This is a genomic window from Niastella soli (assembly GCF_017742245.1).
In the GTDB taxonomy this organism is placed as follows: Bacteria; Bacteroidota; Bacteroidia; order Chitinophagales; family Chitinophagaceae; genus Niastella; species Niastella soli.
Genome location: NZ_JAGHKO010000005.1, coordinates 530,633 through 549,232, shown reverse-complemented (window position 1 = coordinate 549,232; position 18,600 = coordinate 530,633). Strand labels below are relative to the sequence as shown.

The 18,600-nt window shown below is 39.0% G+C and carries 24 protein-coding genes; 11 read left to right on the top strand and 13 right to left on the bottom strand.

The genetic code is table 11. From position 1 onward, the window contains the following. Positions 1 to 3: 3 nt before the first annotated feature. The 4 genes from J7I42_RS22690 to J7I42_RS22675 form a co-directional block, all read right to left on the bottom strand. Positions 4 to 2,361 carry an HYD1 signature containing ADP-ribosyltransferase family protein gene (locus J7I42_RS22690; protein WP_209141166.1) on the bottom strand — a complete coding sequence of 786 codons (2,358 nt, stop codon included), beginning with the start codon at positions 2,359 to 2,361 and terminating at the stop codon, positions 4 to 6. A gap of 318 nt (positions 2,362 to 2,679) precedes the next feature. Then, positions 2,680 to 2,898, bottom strand: a complete 219-nt coding sequence (locus J7I42_RS22685; RefSeq protein WP_209141165.1) for a hypothetical protein — start codon at positions 2,896 to 2,898, stop codon at positions 2,680 to 2,682. A 15-nt stretch (positions 2,899 to 2,913) separates the two neighbouring features. After that, positions 2,914 to 3,570, bottom strand: a complete 657-nt coding sequence (locus J7I42_RS22680; protein ID WP_209141164.1) for a LexA family transcriptional regulator — start codon at positions 3,568 to 3,570, stop codon at positions 2,914 to 2,916. Further along, on the bottom strand, positions 3,567 to 3,938 hold the full coding sequence (locus J7I42_RS22675) for a hypothetical protein (protein ID WP_209141163.1): 372 nt from the start codon (positions 3,936 to 3,938) through the stop codon (positions 3,567 to 3,569). Before J7I42_RS22675 ends, J7I42_RS22680 begins: the two co-directional genes overlap by 4 nt. A 483-nt stretch (positions 3,939 to 4,421) precedes the next feature. On the opposite strand from J7I42_RS22675, the gene J7I42_RS22670 reads away from it, so the two are divergent. The 5 genes from J7I42_RS22670 to J7I42_RS22650 all read left to right on the top strand — a co-directional run bounded on the left by J7I42_RS22670 (position 4,422) and on the right by J7I42_RS22650 (position 6,886). Continuing rightward, positions 4,422 to 4,724 carry a helix-turn-helix domain-containing protein gene (locus J7I42_RS22670; protein WP_209141162.1) on the top strand — a complete coding sequence of 101 codons (303 nt, stop codon included), beginning with the start codon at positions 4,422 to 4,424 and terminating at the stop codon, positions 4,722 to 4,724. A gap of 20 nt (positions 4,725 to 4,744) precedes the next feature. Continuing rightward, positions 4,745 to 5,308, top strand: coding sequence for a hypothetical protein (locus tag J7I42_RS22665; protein WP_209141161.1), 564 nt, complete (start codon positions 4,745 to 4,747; stop codon positions 5,306 to 5,308). Between the two features lie 5 nt (positions 5,309 to 5,313). Further along, positions 5,314 to 5,781, top strand: coding sequence for an SMI1/KNR4 family protein (locus J7I42_RS22660; protein ID WP_209141160.1), 468 nt, complete (start codon positions 5,314 to 5,316; stop codon positions 5,779 to 5,781). 19 nt (positions 5,782 to 5,800) lie between these two features. Next, entirely contained in the window at positions 5,801 to 6,328 is a 528-nt protein-coding gene (locus J7I42_RS22655) for a hypothetical protein (protein ID WP_209141159.1), read from the top strand. Positions 6,329 to 6,418: 90 nt separating this feature from the next. Continuing rightward, a complete protein-coding gene (locus J7I42_RS22650) occupies positions 6,419 to 6,886 on the top strand; it encodes a hypothetical protein (protein WP_209141158.1) in 468 nt (155 codons plus the stop codon). A gap of 157 nt (positions 6,887 to 7,043) precedes the next feature. Here the strand turns inward: J7I42_RS22650 and J7I42_RS22645 are convergent, their stop codons facing one another. The 5 genes from J7I42_RS22645 to J7I42_RS22625 all read right to left on the bottom strand — a co-directional run bounded on the left by J7I42_RS22645 (position 7,044) and on the right by J7I42_RS22625 (position 9,310). Further along, entirely contained in the window at positions 7,044 to 7,259 is a 216-nt protein-coding gene (locus J7I42_RS22645; RefSeq protein WP_209141157.1) for a hypothetical protein, read from the bottom strand. Between the two features lie 66 nt (positions 7,260 to 7,325). Next, complete coding sequence (locus J7I42_RS22640; RefSeq protein ID WP_209141156.1) at positions 7,326 to 7,706, bottom strand: hypothetical protein; 381 nt, start codon at positions 7,704 to 7,706, stop codon at positions 7,326 to 7,328. Between the two features lie 211 nt (positions 7,707 to 7,917). Continuing rightward, positions 7,918 to 8,307, bottom strand: coding sequence for a hypothetical protein (locus J7I42_RS22635; protein WP_209141155.1), 390 nt, complete (start codon positions 8,305 to 8,307; stop codon positions 7,918 to 7,920). 60 nt (positions 8,308 to 8,367) lie between these two features. Beyond that, positions 8,368 to 9,189 (bottom strand): toprim domain-containing protein, encoded by an 822-nt coding sequence (locus tag J7I42_RS22630; RefSeq protein WP_209141154.1) that lies wholly within the window; start codon positions 9,187 to 9,189, stop codon positions 8,368 to 8,370. Further along, positions 9,167 to 9,310 (bottom strand): hypothetical protein, encoded by a 144-nt coding sequence (locus J7I42_RS22625; protein ID WP_209141153.1) that lies wholly within the window; start codon positions 9,308 to 9,310, stop codon positions 9,167 to 9,169. Before J7I42_RS22625 ends, J7I42_RS22630 begins: the two co-directional genes overlap by 23 nt. A 201-nt stretch (positions 9,311 to 9,511) precedes the next feature. On the opposite strand from J7I42_RS22625, the gene J7I42_RS22620 reads away from it, so the two are divergent. Both J7I42_RS22620 and J7I42_RS22615 read left to right on the top strand, forming a co-directional pair. Then, a complete protein-coding gene (locus tag J7I42_RS22620) occupies positions 9,512 to 9,730 on the top strand; it encodes a hypothetical protein (protein ID WP_209141152.1) in 219 nt (72 codons plus the stop codon). Positions 9,731 to 9,906: 176 nt separating this feature from the next. Then, the gene (locus tag J7I42_RS22615; RefSeq protein WP_209141151.1) at positions 9,907 to 10,494 is read left to right on the top strand and encodes a hypothetical protein; all 588 of its coding nucleotides are present in this window, start codon (positions 9,907 to 9,909) and stop codon (positions 10,492 to 10,494) included. Positions 10,495 to 10,824: 330 nt separating this feature from the next. Here J7I42_RS22615 and J7I42_RS22610 read toward each other — a convergent pair whose 3' ends face one another. Beyond that, entirely contained in the window at positions 10,825 to 11,718 is an 894-nt protein-coding gene (locus J7I42_RS22610) for an SDR family oxidoreductase (protein WP_209141150.1), read from the bottom strand. A 286-nt stretch (positions 11,719 to 12,004) separates the two neighbouring features. Between J7I42_RS22610 and J7I42_RS35205 the strand changes: the two genes are divergently transcribed. Together J7I42_RS35205 and J7I42_RS22605 are read left to right on the top strand one after the other, a co-directional pair. Beyond that, the gene (locus J7I42_RS35205) at positions 12,005 to 12,136 is read left to right on the top strand and encodes a low affinity iron permease family protein (protein ID WP_236065555.1); all 132 of its coding nucleotides are present in this window, start codon (positions 12,005 to 12,007) and stop codon (positions 12,134 to 12,136) included. Between the two features lie 379 nt (positions 12,137 to 12,515). Then, complete coding sequence (locus J7I42_RS22605; RefSeq protein WP_209141149.1) at positions 12,516 to 12,923, top strand: response regulator; 408 nt, start codon at positions 12,516 to 12,518, stop codon at positions 12,921 to 12,923. Between the two features lie 65 nt (positions 12,924 to 12,988). Here J7I42_RS22605 and J7I42_RS22600 read toward each other — a convergent pair whose 3' ends face one another. The 3 genes from J7I42_RS22600 to J7I42_RS22590 all read right to left on the bottom strand — a co-directional run bounded on the left by J7I42_RS22600 (position 12,989) and on the right by J7I42_RS22590 (position 16,692). Continuing rightward, the gene (locus tag J7I42_RS22600) at positions 12,989 to 13,294 is read right to left on the bottom strand and encodes a hypothetical protein (protein ID WP_209141148.1); all 306 of its coding nucleotides are present in this window, start codon (positions 13,292 to 13,294) and stop codon (positions 12,989 to 12,991) included. 122 nt (positions 13,295 to 13,416) lie between these two features. Next, positions 13,417 to 14,124 (bottom strand): tellurite resistance TerB family protein, encoded by a 708-nt coding sequence (locus J7I42_RS22595; protein WP_209141147.1) that lies wholly within the window; start codon positions 14,122 to 14,124, stop codon positions 13,417 to 13,419. A gap of 381 nt (positions 14,125 to 14,505) precedes the next feature. After that, a complete protein-coding gene (locus J7I42_RS22590; protein ID WP_236065554.1) occupies positions 14,506 to 16,692 on the bottom strand; it encodes a catalase in 2,187 nt (728 codons plus the stop codon). Between the two features lie 192 nt (positions 16,693 to 16,884). Here J7I42_RS22590 and J7I42_RS22585 point away from each other — a divergent pair, with 192 nt between their 5' ends. Beyond that, complete coding sequence (locus J7I42_RS22585) at positions 16,885 to 18,015, top strand: AI-2E family transporter (RefSeq protein ID WP_209141146.1); 1,131 nt, start codon at positions 16,885 to 16,887, stop codon at positions 18,013 to 18,015. 348 nt (positions 18,016 to 18,363) lie between these two features. Next, on the top strand, positions 18,364 to 18,573 hold the full coding sequence (locus tag J7I42_RS22580; protein ID WP_209141145.1) for a YtxH domain-containing protein: 210 nt from the start codon (positions 18,364 to 18,366) through the stop codon (positions 18,571 to 18,573). The last annotated feature ends 27 nt before the right edge of the window (positions 18,574 to 18,600 follow it).

The window sequence follows — 18,600 nt, the reverse complement described above, 5'->3', positions numbered from 1 at the left end:
TGATTACTTTTTTACGGGTGTTTGAACTTGCCCACTGCCTACTATCCGATTTTGCAAATTTAGACTATTCGAATTAGGAATTACATATACGCCATCACGCCCTTTTTGAACATTTAGCCCTGTCACATCAATTGCTACATAGTGAGTAAACCGTTTCCCTTGAAATGGTATATTTAAAAATGCTTTGGACAATTGCGCTGTTGTCATTGTTGTGGGAGCAATATCTGACAAATATTGACCATCGCCATATCGAGCATCTGAAGGGTTAACCGCCTTTAATGACGCATTAAGTGTTTTAGATGATAATATCCCTTTTTGCCCCTCAGCTGTGGTATAATGGTATAGAATGGTTTTCTGCCCTGCTGTTGAATTAGCATTATTATTTACACTTGATGCCTGTGAATTTCCATTATTAATTGCAGCAGCCTGTCTGCCTGTAGTAGTAGTTGCTGTACCACCAACAGAGGGTGAACCTGCTGCATAATTGGTTAGATTTGAAAAACTAACATCTGCTTGAACTGAGGCTGTTAAGGATTCATTCCAACCGTCATTCACCGCCATTCCAACAGCTCTGCCGTCAAAATATCCATCCCCTGATGGGTTTTGAAGGTCTTGAATATTTTTTTGATGATCTGCTTTTTGAAGTTGGATATGCCAGATATATTCTTTGTCTCCTATAACATTATTATTGTCATCGTAATACCTCACAAATATTCCTTTAGACAGTGATCGAATAGGAGCACCATCATACTCCTTAACTCGCTCACTCATTGCCATCTCCCATCGACTGTTTACATTTAGACCCATGTCGTAAATCTCATTGGCAAAAGTTGGTTCATTATTTTGAACATATTTTTTTACCAACGATAAACCTGTCTTAGAACGCCATTCATATAAATAATAATACCTTTCCAATCCATCTAAGTCAATGTTTGTTACTGGACCATTTGACGCAAATTGATAAGGCGTTAATCCAGGAAAGGTCTTTTGTAATGGATCCACACTCAAAAACCGTCCCAACCTTGGATCATATACACGCATCCCATAATCCTGTTGATTCCCTTCTCCTTTTACCTCATTATCATTCTCCTTGCCATTAAATCCGTATCTATACTTATCCCCGCTGGGAGAAAGATAAGAACGACCTGGTTGCAGCATACCAAACGGATAATAATCCTGCGCACTTACAATATCCGGTTCGTAATGATCGATCAAAGAACTATTGGAAGGGGAAGATACGCCAATCTTCTTGTCAGTTACAGTAACCAGAACGTTCCCTAAGTGATTGGTTAGCTCGTATACTTTCTGACCTCTTGTTTGGATCAAACTGTATCCAATGCCCAACAGGGGGATATAATTTATTTCAGATGTTTCATTTTTATAGGTGTCATAAACAGCCTGCTCTATACTCTTTGCTTCGGGCGAATATAATTGATTGATCTTTGCACCAATAATATTTAGTTGGTTGTAGAGTTCTTTAACTTCTTTTTCATCCTGAATATTCGCTTGATTGTATAACCCCGCACTTTGCCTTCTTATTGCGGACAAGGTTCCCTGCCATTGCAGCTCTAACCAACCGCGGTATAACAGAAAAACATCTGTCTTTTCTTTTTGTAAAAGATCATACTTTTCAGGCTGGATGGCTACGCTGTCTATTATTTCAGAAGACCTGTTCTGAATGTAAAGTTGTCCTGCAGCCTTTTTATACAAACTAATTTTAGCGACAGCACTGGTGGGGTCAATATTATAGTATACGGTGCTGTCAATCATTTGTATCATGGATCCAGCCTGCGCTTTACTGATCTTATAAAGCGGATCATCATGCAGCCCTAACGGACTTGCACAATTCAGATAAGCCAGCTGGGTGAGAATCTTCTTACGGACATTTTCTATTGCTATTAATTTTTGCAGTCGGGTTTTGGCCACTTGCACCGTTTCCATTGCAAATAGTGCACGATAGTTGCCATTCAATTTATCGAACAGCTGCATATCGCCATATACCCGGTAAATATCTTTAGCAGCGGCAATATCAGCCAGGTATTTATCACAAATATTTTGATATAATATAAAAGGGTCAGATAGTTTTGAAGTTACCTGATCAAATTCCTGGTTGGTGAGTTTAGTAGAATCAAATAACCGCCCATGGCAGGTGAACCAGCATAATGTATGTGATGATTGATTTAATACGGCTATATTAATAAACCCCGAGGCATTAGTTCTACCATAAATGTAATAACCGCTTCTTGCACCAAGGGCGCTTTTTAAAATAGGATTTATCCTGTTATCCTGTTGTACGTTAGTCTGAGCGAAAGAAAATAGACAAAGAATAGAAAAAGTAACAAGCAGCAATAGCCTTTTCATAGTGAGGGGTTATTAATAAGGCAAATTAACAACAATTACCTGGCCTAACTTTAATTGCCGACATTTAGTAATTCACGGGAACAACTCAGGTTGAAAAGTTGTGAAATAGTAAAGTTTTTTAATTAAACTTTCTTTGCTAAGGCTTCTCAGTTTACTACTTTTTTTATCATATTTGCCTGCACGTTACCTGCTTTTAGAATTGAAGGAATTCTGAAGAAAATACCCCTAACCTACAAAAATAAAGCCCCGATGTAGACACACCGGGACTTCTGGTATAATGGTACTGATTAGTAGTATTGTTAAAACTTTTCAGTCATCCTATTTGACTAAAACATTATTATTTGCAAAGAGCATTTCATCATCCGATAAACCGGTAACTTCTCTGATAACCACCATAGCCGCCGCTTTGGTAAGATTATCACTGTTCTTTTGAATATACCTGGATATCGTAAATTCAGTACAGCCCAGCACATCCATTAAGCGGCGGCGGGTGACTGGATTATTAATTGCTTTCAGCGCTTCTTGACTAAGTTTCATATAAATAAATATTAGTTAGAATTTCGTAATTGACGCGCCTACCGTAAGAAAAGCTACAATCTGGTTAAGACTTCTTTCAATAGGCGGATATTTACTTTGATCTGGATTATCTGAAACCAACCTGATAGTATTATCCTTTTCGCCCTGGTAAACCCTTCTTACAAATCCCTGCCAGTTGGTGTCGATGATGTAATAATAATGGCCCCAGTTAAGGAGTTGAGTGTCGCTCAACCGGGAAACTATTATCCGGCAACCATAGCTGAACGTTGGCTCCATGCTATGCCCATTAACCTGAATACATCCATCCCATACACCTAAAACGGGGGCATTAATACGATCAACAATTAATTCCGGTTCACCATTTGTAAAGATTACCGTTCCGCTGGCTGCTTTACCATCAGTTTGAGGGCTAGGTGATTCTGAAGTGTTTAAAGGCAACCTTAATGTGGCCGGGTTTTGATTCTCCATTTCAAAGGCTTCTATTTCCAGCCTATTCTCCATTTTATTCAGGTACTCCTTCAGCTTAAAGTATTCAACTATGTTACTTGGCTTAGTTCCTTTTTCCCATTTATACATCGTCTCCTTTGCAATACCTGTTGCTTTTGCAATCACATGCATTTTAGTGCCTGACCGCGTTCTAAACATCTTTAACCGAAGTCCGATTTCTGTCATGCCTCATTATTTGGAAGGGATGAACAACCTGATTTATCCTGCATTTCTTTAAGCCGGTTTGATTTTAAAATAAATGCAGCTTCAATAATCGCTTCTATCTTTTCATAAAAATAGAAATGATTGCTTCTTTCAAGCGGCTCACTAGAAATGCTTCCAGCACTTGAGATAACAGACACAAGCCATTCCCATAATAATTCCCAGGTCTCGTTTAAATGATAACTTTCAAAAAAGTCATCAAAAACAAGAATGGGATTGTCTGATTGCTCTTCTGTGAGGCGTAATGGCTGGTTATACAATTGAGGGTGCTTATTGTAGGATTTACCTTTAAACCCTACAGTTGTAGCGGAATTGATTAATGGCGCTTCCATACATATTAATTTTAATTAATACGGAGAATTAGAGATAAATAAGGGCAGAATAGCTAAAGGAATATCAATACAGTATGGAATCGCTAATATAGGCAGGTATAAAGGCAGAAGTTTATAAAAAAAGAATGAGCCTTGACATTGCTTAGTAACAGAGGGAGGTCGAATTCCCTGGGACACATAAGCAAGCAAAGCCCACCCTTAAGGTGAGCAATTTGCTGAACTTACCTGTGTCCGTGAAAATTTTCGACCTTTTTCTGTTACAGGTATATTAGCGAATTGCCATCAATATCTCAATATTCTATGGTTTGGAAATAGCTAAGGGGGCAACAGTAAATTCATCAAATGCTTGCCTGGATTGACTTTCATAAATTCTTGTTTTATTTAGGATTTACTATTCAAATTTAATGAAAGGATTTTTGTACCCAAATAATGGAACAAATAATTTATTCAATTTGAGGCATCTTCCAGCTTAATAAATAATCTATGCTGGACAGCATCAAAAGCGCGGAAATCTTAAAACTGATAGGCGAAAAGTTATATAACGCCCGTATGGGGTATATGGGACCGGAAGGAAAGAAAAGATCATTAGACAAACCAGGTATCAGCCTGCGGGATCTGGCTAAGTTAGCACATGTAAAACATACTCAGATAAGCGCTATCGAGAAAGGGCAATCTAATTCTACGATATTAACTTTAATCGCCATTGCAGAGGTATTGGATTTGGATTTATGTGAAATATTAAACTATAAGTCCAAATCTAAAAAAGATAAACAGAAAAAATCCTGATCGTAATAGGCAATTTTTACATGCTAACATTAATCGATAAAATAAATCAGATTAAATTTCCTGGCAAAGGGTACGAATTGCTGGACGTATTAGACACATTGTATAAAATAGTTTCCAACAATCTGGCGGAGAACGAGAAAGTTATGTTACGTCACGATCTAGACCACTATTACCATGAAAAAGGCAGGTGGCTTGTTCACAAAACATTTGCTGGTGGAATAATTTTTCTTAGAGAACCAGAGGTAATCAACAAAATCGAAATTCGGTTTTACTCCGATCCAAATGAAGCAGCAGCTACAGTTGAATATGCTTCTGAAAAAAGAAATGCTCGCAATGTCAAGTATAAACCGACTGCCGGACAAATCGAGAGCATAACATGGAGTATGGGACACATATTTCCAAATTTCAATAAGTATAGTAAAGACATCAAAGTCATACTAATGGCTATTATAGGAAAAATCATTAAACACATCTGTGAAAGCTATAGGAAGGACAGTTGGTTCATGCAATTTGAAAAACCTTTTGAAATCGAACTTTTTTTGGACGGCGAACGAGAATTGATATACAAAGTAGAAGTAGATTAATCGAAATGACAATAAAAGACATTATAAATAGAATTAAAACGGACAAGACGAGGCTTGGAATAACTTTATATGCACCAGCTTCATCATCTGACATAGTAAAATTTGAGGAAATTTTACACATTACACTTCCAGACGATATAAAAACTTTTTATTCCTTTTCGAATGGCTTTGAATCTGACGAAGACATGTTTAGAATTATTCCTCTTGAAGAAATAGTTGATAACATAAAGGATAGAAACTCATTTACAGAAAGCAATGGTGATTTTCACATTGCAGAATATATGATATATTGCGACACGTGGACGCTTCATGTAGATTCTAATGACTCAAGTCAATATAAAATATACAACAAAACATTGAATACAATCGTATTGACAAATTCATTTTCAGAGTTTTTGAATGTTTTTTTGAATAAAGGCGTTTTTGATGGTTTGTATTCATGGCGTGAAAATCTAGCAAACAAAACTAAATAAAACTTCTGCTTCTAAAGCCATGACGATTACATACAACGAAACATTTAAGCAACTGCAAACAGAATATAGCCTGCCTGAAGATTTTTCATTTTCATTTGGTTTGCCAGCAGAAGTTCAAAGTATTCTTGATGACCAAATTTTAATTACGGAGCTTGGTGTTACTTTAAAATCATTTAACAGACTCTACAAAGCTAATCAGAACTGGGAAAATCAATCAATCATTGAGGACAGCGAAAATCATTTTCATGTGGACTGGCATATCGTTCCTGCGGACAACAAAAAGGCTTTTATGCTTGGTATTAAAGCCCTGACTTTACTTGCAGACAAATTTCAAAAAGAAGAAATTAAAGGTATCAGGTTTTGGTATTCGTTTCAGACACCTGAACTTGGACAGCTTTGGGCAAAGCAAAACAATCTTGAAGAAGAAGATGAGGAGCATTTCATTAGTGACAGACTAAGTTTTTACAAATTGCGGCCTGGAGAAAATGTTATTTCAACTAACGAGAGCGAAAATAAATTTTGGGCAATACTGTTAACAGACATTTAACAGAAGCCCTAACCGCTAGCACTGTTAGCCGAAATGAGACAATTCATTGCCACTCCGTTGACAACCGTAAAATGAGAACTGACTTGAACTATGAGCTATAAACCATTAATAATTAGACAATCTAAGAAAAAGCAATGGCGCTTTGTTATATTGACCGGGCTTATGATTCTTTGGTATTTTATTGGGCCCTACGAAAAGACAAGAATTATTTACAAGCAAAACCCGACATTTACGATAATCTTAGGAATAATAATTTTTGGGTGTTTCTTTCACTTTCTTAACGAATTAGTAAAACGAAAAGCTGAAATAATTTTGACTAAAGATGGAATTGAGTTACGAGACAAAGGTTTTTTTGAGTGGAGTACGATTGAAAGCTTTTCGACACTTTATGATCATTACAGTGAAAATCATAGAGAAGATTTAGTTTTACATTTTAAAGAATTTGCCGACTTGAAATTTGAAATTTCTTACCTTGAAAAAAACAAAGAAGAATTGGTAGACCTAATCATGCAATACAAGGGTTCAGCAAGTCTATTCTTTGTAGGACATAACTCGTAATAAAAGCGAACGCAAAAGTTTGTTATTCCTGCGTAATGTAAGAAGCCCGGCAATCCGGGCCTCTTAGCGATTTCATCTTAATTTATTTATTACTGGTGTGTTTTTGGGAACAACGTTGTAAGAGTTCTTTTCAATCCCGTTTGGGCCAGCATTAGACCTAGACTTTAAGTTCTTCAATAATTCCGTCTGGCCATTCCGCATATACCTTGCCTTCCTCACCAAAAATAATAGGCCGACCTTTGGAAAAAGCCTTTTCCTTAGCCCTCCTTAAAATGGAAGCCGATAGCTGGTCAAGTTCATCTTTGGTCATTTCTGTGGTGAGTTTTTCAGCTCCACCATACCTCAAAAATATCGGTTCCATTTGTTGTTCCATATCATCCTGGATTTTCAAAATAAAGGTACAGACTTCACATTTAATGATACGCTTCCCCCCAGCCGATTATGCTGACTTGGCCAGGTAATATACAAAAAGGAAAAAGGCGTATGTCAGCAGAAAGATTCCTAAAATGGTCACAACCACCCACCACTTATATTTCGACTCCAAAAATAACTGGAATCTACCTGGCTTGTGTTTATTTAGACTGGTACTAATTGTAAGCCTGATCTCCAGCATACACTTTTCGATAATCTGCTGGATTTTACTGGTATCCGGTTCCGGTGTATGCATCACTGCGGGTTTATCTATCTTGCTGTTAATACCATTAATTCCTTTTATCAGATCCGCTATTACCCGGTTGGTTTTAGCGTGTTCTTCCACCAGTTCCTTTATTACCATTTCCAGTATTTCCAGATGGCTCCCGTTCACTTTATTGTTTTCCATAAATAATAAGTTTTATAATAAAAATTCTATAACCGGTGCCGTAGTTGTTTCTTCTTTTTTCGCTTGAATTCCTTCAACCAATTTGGATCTAGCGACTGCGATTGATATTCCCCCTGTTGCGGTTCAAAAAGTATTTTAACCAGCTCCTCCTGAAATTTGAATAATGGTGATTGTTGAAGTTTCTCGAACTGGGCAGTCATGTAAGTGTTCTCTACCAGTTTCTGAGACTAGTGAGGCCCGGCCTGGGTTGGTACTCCTGGATCATCTTTGCCCGCATCTTCTCTTCTTGTGGCACCATTTCAATTTTCTGCCTTAACTCCAAAACGCGTTCAATTTTTGAAAGAGAAAAACCCACTTCACTTCCTTTAATTTTTACCTTTTTATCGTCAATAAAAGAAATGCCTCGGCCCTTTAAAACTGAGTAGCCCATCGCTTTCATTTTCTTTTCAAATTCCTGGTAAGTAGTAACATGCTGCAGGGTGTCCCGAATATCCATTTTTAACCGGTCTTTTCGCATGTCCTGGCGAGGTATCAGGCGTTCCTCTTTAGATAGAAATTTTCGCGGATTTAAAACCTCCCGCAGATTATATTTCTTTTCCATTTGCCGGCAGAAATAGGCCAACATTTTGGTATTACCAAAATATAGCTGGCTACCGAAAACTTAAAGCTTCCTACCTATCCTTGGCTTTTGCTCCTGGCTCTGCCGGTGATGTATAAGCCATTGGTTTAGATCTTTGTGATTCCGATAAAAATCACTGCGATCTATATACCTATTGGCATCCCATTGCAAAGCCTGTTTTGTGCAATTCATACCGGCGTTGTCTCTGTCTAAAATCAAATGAACCTGCTTATATTGTTCCATTAATGAACGGCTCTTTTCAAAAAAAGAAAGGGAATTTAATACCAGGCAATTTGACAGTGGGGCTGTTAAATTTTTATTGACGGTGCAAAAAGATAGGAAGCTGAAAAAGCCTTCAAACACCGCAACATCATCTGTTCGATTGTCAATAAAAGTTACATCCTTGGGGGAACTGCTGCCTTTAAAATTTTCGCTTCGTAATTCATAACCACCGGAATTATTTTGAAAGCCGATCACAGTAAGCTTTTTGCCATACAAAAGGAAGTCTACTTCCTTACAAAATCGGCCCGCGATTTCAAGTGGTATGCCTCTTTTTTCAATGTAATCCAGAAGATCTTTTGCAACCAGCGGGCGGGAATCCAGCACAACAATTTTGCCTTCTGTGGTCTCTTTCTTTTCACCAGCAAGGCGGGAATTTGCACCCGAAAGATTGCCGGGAACAGTAGGCGGGTGAAAAGAAAGAACCGGGCGAGCGTGGTACCCCGACAAGCGTTCCTGCAAGTCGCTAACGGAACAGTTATGGTAAAGCGTTCCGAAATCAATAAGATCACCACCTTTGCCGCTCCCATGATCATGCCACACATTAAGTTTTCGATTAATCTTAAAGGATGCCCGTTCTTTCATCCCTTAAAGGAGATAAAAACCAGTAATCACCGTTACTGACCTTTTGAGGATGATGCCCTAAAAACGTCAAATAATCGACCAGGTCGAGCCGTTTGGCCTGCTCACAATTTAATTTTTCCATACTCACAGGTTTTCGTTTTACAATTAAATACCTACAAATAAAAAAGGCCCGCAAAGCATTGGGTATCAAACCGCAAGCTTTGCAAGCCGTGTTAAGTCTCCTAAAAATTTATTGGAAAATTGTATCGACGGGGTCACTAAACAGGACAAGACGGATTTTTTCCTCTTGTCCTGTTTCTTTTTTGTTTAAACCGTAAAAGCTATGAATTTTTCTTCTCTGTTCGTATTGTTATGTATTTTAACTGCTTATTCATACGCTCCTAATCCCAAACAAATTGATTTACATAATCTCCTTGTGGATACTTCAGCAGCAACCAAAAAGATTGTAAATAAAAGCGATACTCAAATTTTAAATTCAACCGGCGATACAATCGTTCTACAGTGGCAGGAGGAAGAAAAGTCAGACACGTTCAAACGATGAGGGATGATTTAAATCCTAACTGAGTTGTATTTGCGCGACTCGATGGCAACCGCGTTTTTTTGTCTAAATAGTTCAAAAGTAATAACTTTCAAATTTTGTTTCCCGCTAATGGCAACGCGTAATTGCGGAAATTCAAGCCTTAGTGGCAACCTAAAAGATAACTCAAATTGAAGCCTTTGAAGAAAATATTTTTTAGATTCCTTTTGTCAGGATTCGCCCTCATCCTGACGATTTACATTGGCTTGTTCCTTTACTATCGCTTTGCTTGGAAGAATCATTACTCAAAACAGCAGGTAGAAAGTTTAATTGCAAGCATCAATTCGACACCAAAACTTACCGACAGTTTTTATTTTCTGTATGACAAGGTTTATAAAGACAGACACGAACACATTACCACGAGATATTTGAAACAGTTCTGGACAGAATTTCTAATGCTTAAGTATCCATTGCAAAATAATTGGCAGTTACAGACAGCATACTTGCAACCTTACAAGAGTTTTAGATATCAAGTTGCTCCCTGGACCCTGGCATTTTGCATTAATCGGGACGTTTCCCCTGAAAAGTGTTTTAACTACATAATGACGGAACGCTATAGTAAATACTGCAAAGAATTTAAGATAGCCGACACTATAACAAATCTCATTGACAAGGAAAAAATTATAAGATTTGTTATTGCCAACGAGCGACCGCAGTTCTATAGAATTCATCCGACGACATTTAAAGCTGAAATCGACAGCATTAGAAATGTGCTTACTTTAAATTGACCGGCTGCCACTAACAATGGTTTGCGTCTATGCTGGCAGACGAACAAAACATCAACAATAAATCTCTATCGGCTTTAGTCTGGTGTGACCAAATTCTATTGAACACCAAAATAAATTTCATAGTTTAGTAATTCTAATTGGCTTCAGTTCCAAGCTTACAATTATAAAATCCGGTAATTCTATTGTACTGTGGTTCAGGGCTTGACGAACAAAGCTCAGCTTTAATTCTTAATATTAACTTTATCAAAAGCCAAGCACCGGTTCCGGGCGGACGAATATAAAATCCCCCCACCATCGGTAATACCTGCATGTTCATTTGGGTAAAAGAAATCAGATCGTGGGCATTCCACCAGTTACCTGTACGGTTGCCCCCGACATATAACTGGCTTCTTCTGAAGCCAGCAGTACATATATCGGTGCCAGTTCGGCTGGTTGACCGGCGCGTTTCATTGGCGTTTTACTGCCGAATTCTTTAACATGATCTGCAGAAAAGCTGCCAGGGATTAAAGGTGTCCAAATGGGGCCGGGCGCCACACAGTTTACGCGAATGCCTTTTTCTCCCCACAATTGCGCCAGCGTCGAAGTAAAGTTTTGAATAGCCGCTTTGGTCAAAGTATAGGGTAGTAATGTTTGATTAGGGGTATAGGCATTTACTGAAGTGGTATTGATAACGGAACTGCCCGGTTGTAAATGGGGTTCTGCTGCCTTACAGATGTAAAACATGGCATGTACATTTGTACGGAAGGTATACTCCCACTCCTCTGCGGAGATTTCCTGCAGCGTTTTATGCTGCATCTGGTGGGCTGCATTGTTCACTATAATGTCGAGCTGACCAAATTCCACAAGGGCTTTTTCTACCAGTTTATTACATTGTTCTTCATTGCTTATATCACCAGGTACCAGCACCGCTTTTCTTCCAGCTGCCTCAATATACTGTTTTACTTCCCGCGCATCTTCTTCCTCGTTTAAATAAGAGATCAGAACATCTGCGCCTTCCCGTGCAAAAGCAATGGCCACCGCTTTTCCAATCCCCGAATCACCACCTGTGATCAACGCCTTACGGCCGGTCAGCTTTCCGCTGCCCTGGTACGACGTTTCACCATGGTCTGGTTTGGGGTCCATTTTCTGCTCAGAGCCCGGCATTTGTTGCTCCTGCGCCGGATAAGGCGGTTGTGGATATTTTTCTAATGGATTTTGTTTAGGCGCTTTTATCTCAATATTCATAACTGATTATTTAGAAAAACACACGCAAAAAGGACGCCACCTGAGGTTTTCTTCGCTGATTAAAAAAGAAGGGTAAATGGCATACATCTTAAAAAAATAAAACGTTAATTGTTGTTGCCATCATTTAGCTACAGCTGACAGATGAGTATTATAAAGGATTAAGGTTGTAGACTTTTAACTACATCTCTTCAAAAATATCGTTTTCTATACGATTTTAAATTAACCGTATGTTTTAAAATTACGCAGAATACAAATTTGAATAAGGATTTTAATGGAACTATTAAGTATGGAAAAGAAAACGAAAGCAACCCATAAACCATTAATGGAAAGACTCGCATCAGTCACCACGCAAGCAACGGGAAGTACCGGCGCCATTTTGATAGCAATGGGTATTGTAATCATTTGGGGGATCTGCTGATCCGGATGAAATCTTCGAGAAACCCTGATAACATGGCTATTAAAATGACGCCAGCAAATATGGCCAATGGTCTATGGTAGAGGTATAGAGCCCTTCTCTTGGTATCCCGGGACCATCTAGGGTACCGATTCAGGCTATTCTTTGTGTATACACAACAAAATACCTGGGCCAACAACAGCTCAAAAAAGTTGATTTACCCTTTGCTTTTCAAAATGTTATAACGACAATCGCAAAAGGGCAAGATCGAACAATGACCTTGACTTTTTCTAAATCTAAAAAATTTTTTTAATATCCCTTCATGATGCAATTTTGTAGAAGTTTTTAACCGACCATCCGTATTAAAAAGTAGTCATCAACCAAAAGCTAAAAGCTTTCAACAATGGGTAAATTAAAGCACATCTTACTTATTGATGATGATGAAGACGAGGCTTACTTTTTTAAAATGGCGCTCGGGGAATTGGGGCATCCTGTTCAGTTTACCTATTACCAGGAAGGGGATACTACCCTTCTTCGGCTGCAAGAAAATAGCATCCCTGCACCAGACCTGCTGTTTTTAGACTGGAATATGCCTCGATTAACAGGAAGCCGGTTTCTTGAGGCAATCATGAAAATACCTCGTTACGCAACTATCCCTATTATTGTGTATACGACATCCCAGGCACCGGAGGAAAAAGACTTAGCCCGAAAGCTTGGCGCATCCTATTTCCTTACAAAACCATCTTCGATTATAGAACTTTGTAAACTGCTACGGGACATCTTTGCTCGCGAATGGTCGTATAGCAGATAGAAAGAAAAATAATGCGTTGTCGTGATCAATTTACCAGGCCACATGAATTTTTGATTTTCTTTTTTTCATGTAAGACATGCGCCACTTCCCTTGGGAAATTCTATCCTAAAATCGTCCGTGTAGAATTCATGGAAACGCTGCAGGCTTTCAATGATCAAATAATTCAGGGGAAACCAAATGGGTCCTCGCCTATTGCTATTACCGCCAAAGAGATCAGTTGTACTTTCAACCGGAGTGTATGCAACGCTAAAATGACTGCCATTGAACAGCATCGTATGAGGATTTTGCTCGTTGTGTTTTGACAGTGTACGAATGCCATAATCGCTGAGAAATTCAGAATCGTCGAACAGGCGTTTAAATATTTTTTTCATTCGATAAACAGGCACCAATGAAAGCAAAAGCTTCTGCCCAACAATTTTCTCTTTCCATTTAGATATTTCTACCAATATCGATACGGCAATCTCAAGGGATGCTGAAACTATAAGCTATATTGTTAAATCCGTTGGCCGAATATCCTTCCTAATAATCCGCCTGCATTACCAAACCCTCTTCCACCGCTTAGCATGCCGATAAGCGAACCCAATCCGCCGCCCCCCATTAAGCCGCCAAGATTGCCGGACGTCCCCTGTCCTCGTCCTCTAAGGATTTTCGATACTATACTACCGAGTATCACGGGCCCGGCAATACCTAACAAACCTTTCAGGAGGCTGTTTGAATTGATGCCAGCGCTTTTCATTTTTTCTGTTAACCCAAGTGACGATAAAAAAGAAGGCGTTGCCTTTTCTTCGGCAGGAACATCTTTAGCAGCTGCTTTTTCTGAAAATTCTCCAAGGAGAGAAAACTGATTCTGATCAACACCCAAATACTGTGAGATTTCTTTCACTCTTTGTTGCTCTTCTTCCCCATAATTATCATCGGATTTAGCAAAAGCAATTAGGTCTGTTACAAATGAAAATTTGAGATCACTGTTCTTTAATATGTCCAGGCAATTTTTCAGTTCGTCACCACTCAATTCACTTGACGCTCTAATGACCGCGTCCTTTTGTGGCTCAGAAATATCGGCTGCATTGCATAAGGCGGTTAAATACTGTAATTCTTCTTCGGATGCCTGCCGGTCTGCCGTCGCAATTGAGGCGATTGCGCCCAAATATGCTCCTTTTTCCTGATCACTGTAACCCTCTAATACATGCTTGTTATCCATATAAAGCTTTATTTTAATGTGCTTAAATTTCATGCCAGAACGAATATGTATACTACTTTGATATTGTCGATAATGATAGCAAATCTGAACTATTTGTGAGCTTAGAAATTGTTTTGAAAAGAAATTGAAGACTTTTTCCGGTCAATTGAAGCTTATAAGGCAACACAAATCATTATATTTTCAACTTCTGAAAATCCTGATTCAATACGCTTAGCATACAAACTTGGTGCACAACTGTATTTAAAAAAGCTTAATCAATATCGCGATTATCTTCTCCTTTTGGAGGCGCTACTACTAGGTCCCCACGAATCATTAGAAGTAACAAAGGCTTTTATCAGACGATAATCACTAATAACAGTTCCACTTTTTGCACCCGAGCGGTTATGCAGGTACTTTACGTTCTTCTTCCCGTTCCCAGAAACGGTGTTTAGCTACTGCAGCAGTAAATTCCTTTACGAGCATGCCTATTTCGGTTTGAACTATTATGCCTTCATCCGATGCTTTTCCTTTGCTTGTTTCTTTTGGTAATTTCTTCGAAAAATAAGTCGCCTGTAAAACAGGTAGCGCATCGTTATCGGCCGCAATAGCTTTGCAATGTCTGTAGGCTTCATTTAAAAAATGAATGGCATCGGGATCTTTTTCCAATTTGCCTACGCTAAGGCTTCCGCCGGGAATATACACCGCATCATAAAATACAGAAGCGGCAGTTAGTAAGCTTTTGTTCACCGGAATAATAGTGTTGTTCTCACCACTTACAGTACCCAGCCGGGCGGAAATAATTTCTACTACCGCTCCCTGATCCAGCAACTGATCCTGCATAGTAATGACTGAATCATCATTTACCCCATCAGCCACCAGAAAAGCAATCTTCCGGGTTTTTATAGAATCCTTAACTGTGCCAGCCATACTTAAAGCTACAGATTTGTCTACCGAACTTTTTACATCTAATACCGGTTCATACTCACCATTGGCGTCGGCTGGAACGCCTTTATTAATTGGCTTTTCAACTTCGGGAACACTAAGCCCTAGATTCCGGGCTACCTGACCAGCCAATCCCTTATCAACCAGCGACAGAATACCAAGCATACGTTCGCGGATCTCTTTTATTTCTACTTTACCCAATTCAAATGAAAGGGCATTTACCATATGTTCTTTTTCTGGTTCCGACTGACTGTTATAAAATAGGGTAGCCTGACTGAAGTGGTCAAAAAAGCTTTTACTTCTTGCTCTTATTTTATGAGCATCGATCCGCTCTGCATAGGAAGTAAATCCGCCTTGCATTTTACCAACCTGAAAGGGACAACCACTGCCAATGGAATTGGGATTGTAACTGGTTCTGTTGGTATTGATTTGTTGCCGCATGAATCCATCGCGTTGGTTATTATGAATGGGAACTACCGGTCGGTTAATAGGTATTTCATGAAAGTTAGGCCCACCCAGACGAATCAGCTGCGTATCGGTATAAGAGAACAGCCGCCCCTGCATTAATGGGTCGTTGGTAAAATCGATTCCAGGTACCACATTACCCACATGAAAAGCCACCTGTTCTGTTTCTGCAAAGAAATTATCCGGGTTACGGTTAAGCGTCAGCTTGCCTATGCGTTGCACAGGTACAAGTTCTTCAGGAATGATCTTGGTGGGATCAAGCAGATCAAATTCATATTTATGTTCATCTTCTTCGGGAACTACCTGTATGCCCAATTCCCACTCGGGGTAAGCGCCACTTTCAATAGCCTCCCACAGGTCGCGGCGATGAAAGTCAGGGTCTTTACCAGAGATCTTCTGTGCTTCATCCCAGGCTATGGAATGAACGCCCAGTAACGGTTTCCAATGAAATTTTACAAAATGGGAAACACCAGCCTCATTCACCAGACGAAAAGTATGTACGCCAAATCCTTCCATCATGCGATAGCTACGTGGTAGGGCCCGGTCGCTCATCAACCACATGATCATATGCGTGCTTTCAGGCATCAGCGAAATAAAATCCCAGAAGGTATCATGTGCCGATGCGGCTTGTGGCATTTCATGATGGGGTTCGGGCTTCACCGCATGTATAAGATCTGGAAACTTCATAGCGTCCTGTATAAAGAAAACGGGCATGTTATTGCCTACCAGGTCAAAATTGCCTTCTTCCGTATAAAATTTTACGGCAAAACCCCGCACATCACGGGCCAGGTCGGTAGAGCCTCGAGAACCTGCTACTGTTGAAAAGCGAATAAATACAGGCGTTTCAGCCGATGTATCTGTGAGAAATTTTGCCTTTGTCAAAGCTTCCTGTGATTCATAAACTTTAAAATAACCATGCGCACCGGTGCCTCTTGCATGTACTACCCGTTCAGGTATACGTTCATGATCGAAATGGGTCATTTTTTCACGGAAAATGAAATCTTCCATCAGTGTACTACCTCGGTCGCCGGCTTTTAATGAATTTTGATCGTCATTGATCTTTACGCCCTGGTTGGTGGTCATTGATTGGGCATCCGCTTTTTCTTTGTCGGCATTAAGATCGGTGTCTTTTTTTGTTTCAGGCATGTCATTATTAGCAGGCTTGTTTTTCTTGACTGGCATAGTTATTTGTTTTAGTGTATGTGGGATAAACAAACAAACTTTTATGCCAGCAATGATGGTATAGTAGGCTTTTGGTCAGCATGAAAATAAGGGACACCTAATACTAAGAGATACACGTCATGGCAGCTCCCCAAGAAATCATGTGGCATGATTGTTTAAATACATAAATGTATTTCATTTTACATTTCAATTATGCAATCCCCTAATTTAAAGGAAGTTCCATTCTACTTCAAAGCAACTATCATTTTAATTGCACTCGTTTTATTCTTTTATATTCTAAAATCGGTTGCAGAGGTTTTAATACCCTTTGCATTTGCCGGGTTAATTGCTATATTATTTAATCCATTATTTAACCGCCTGAACCGCATAATGCCCAGGATTCCTGCAATTTTACTTACATTGTTAATAGCAACGCTTATTTTGGCTGGTTTAATCTATCTTTTATCTAACCAAATTGCAAAGTTTGGGGAAAGCATGCCGCTTGTAAAGCAAAAATTTTCCGCGCTGCTTACAAAATTTCAAACATGGATTCAACATACCCTGGGTTTTTCAATCCAAAAGCATATAAATGTTATACGGGAAAAGTTGACCGGAGCAGCAACACCTGGCGTGCTTACCAATACACTTGGGAGCATATTGGGTATGGTGGGCGTTATTGTCCTATTACCTATTTATGTTTTTTTACTGCTTTTTTATAAACCGCTTATACTAAATTTTTTGTTTGAAGTTTTTGCAGAAAAGCATTCTGTGCAAGTTGCTGAAGTATTGGGTGAAGTAAAAAGCGCTATACAAAGCTTTATGTTAGGATTGATGATTGAAACTGCCATCGTGTGCACTTTGAATAGCATTGCCTTAATGATCATAGGCGTACCCAACGCCATAGTCATTGGGGTAATAGGAGGAATTTTAAACATATTGCCATATATAGGAGGTGTAATCGCAATTTTACTGCCTGTATTGATGTCACTTATTTCGCAAGACAGCTTTTCACCAATACTGGCCATTGTCATATCCTATACGGTGATACAGTTTATCGATAATAATTTTTTGGTCCCTAAAATCGTATCCTCAAAAGTTCAAATCAATGCATTAATCTCGATTATTGTTGTACTGCTGGGAGGATTGTTATGGGGTTTCCCTGGAATGTTTCTTTCAATTCCCTTTATTGCTATATTAAAAATTATATTTGACAGAATTGAAGGCCTGAAACCCTGGGGAAAACTACTTGGCGATGATGTACCCACCGAGCATATTGGGATCATATGGCAAAAGAGATGGAACCGGATACTGCGGAGAACTGAAAAAGAAAAGATAGAAGGATAGAAAATATTTATTAAAGCTCCTCCAATGTAAAGCTTCTATTGTTGAGCGCACTAAATGATGTTTCCACCATTGGTTTAAAGTATTCATAACAGGAGAAGAATCAGAAGAAGAAGAAGAAGGATACTTGCTAAAAGAGGTATGGGTCAACTTTCATCCCTGGAATTGGCCATAATTAGCAATATATATATCGTCTGTAAGCACCTCTATTTTTCAACCCTACCTAAAATGGCATTGCTAGCTTGTAGAACAATTTCCACCTAAAAAAATTGCAAAATCGGTTGTTATAGATATTTCTCCTTAGTTTTTATTGGTACAATTCTTTCAACAGTTTAGTTAAACAAATTTATTATGAAGGCAATTTATATTATCCTCGGCGCTTGTGCTGCTGGAATTTGCATCGGTTTGCTGGTTGCTCCAGCTAAGGGAAATGAAACAAGAAAAAAAGTTGCAGAAACCACTTCCGACCTGGCGGAAAAACTAAAAAATCTTATAGTTAAGGCAAAAAAAGCAAAAGAAGGGAGAACAGCTGATTCATTTTCGAACGCTGTCCACCGTTAATTATATTGCATATACTTCTTTAAACAT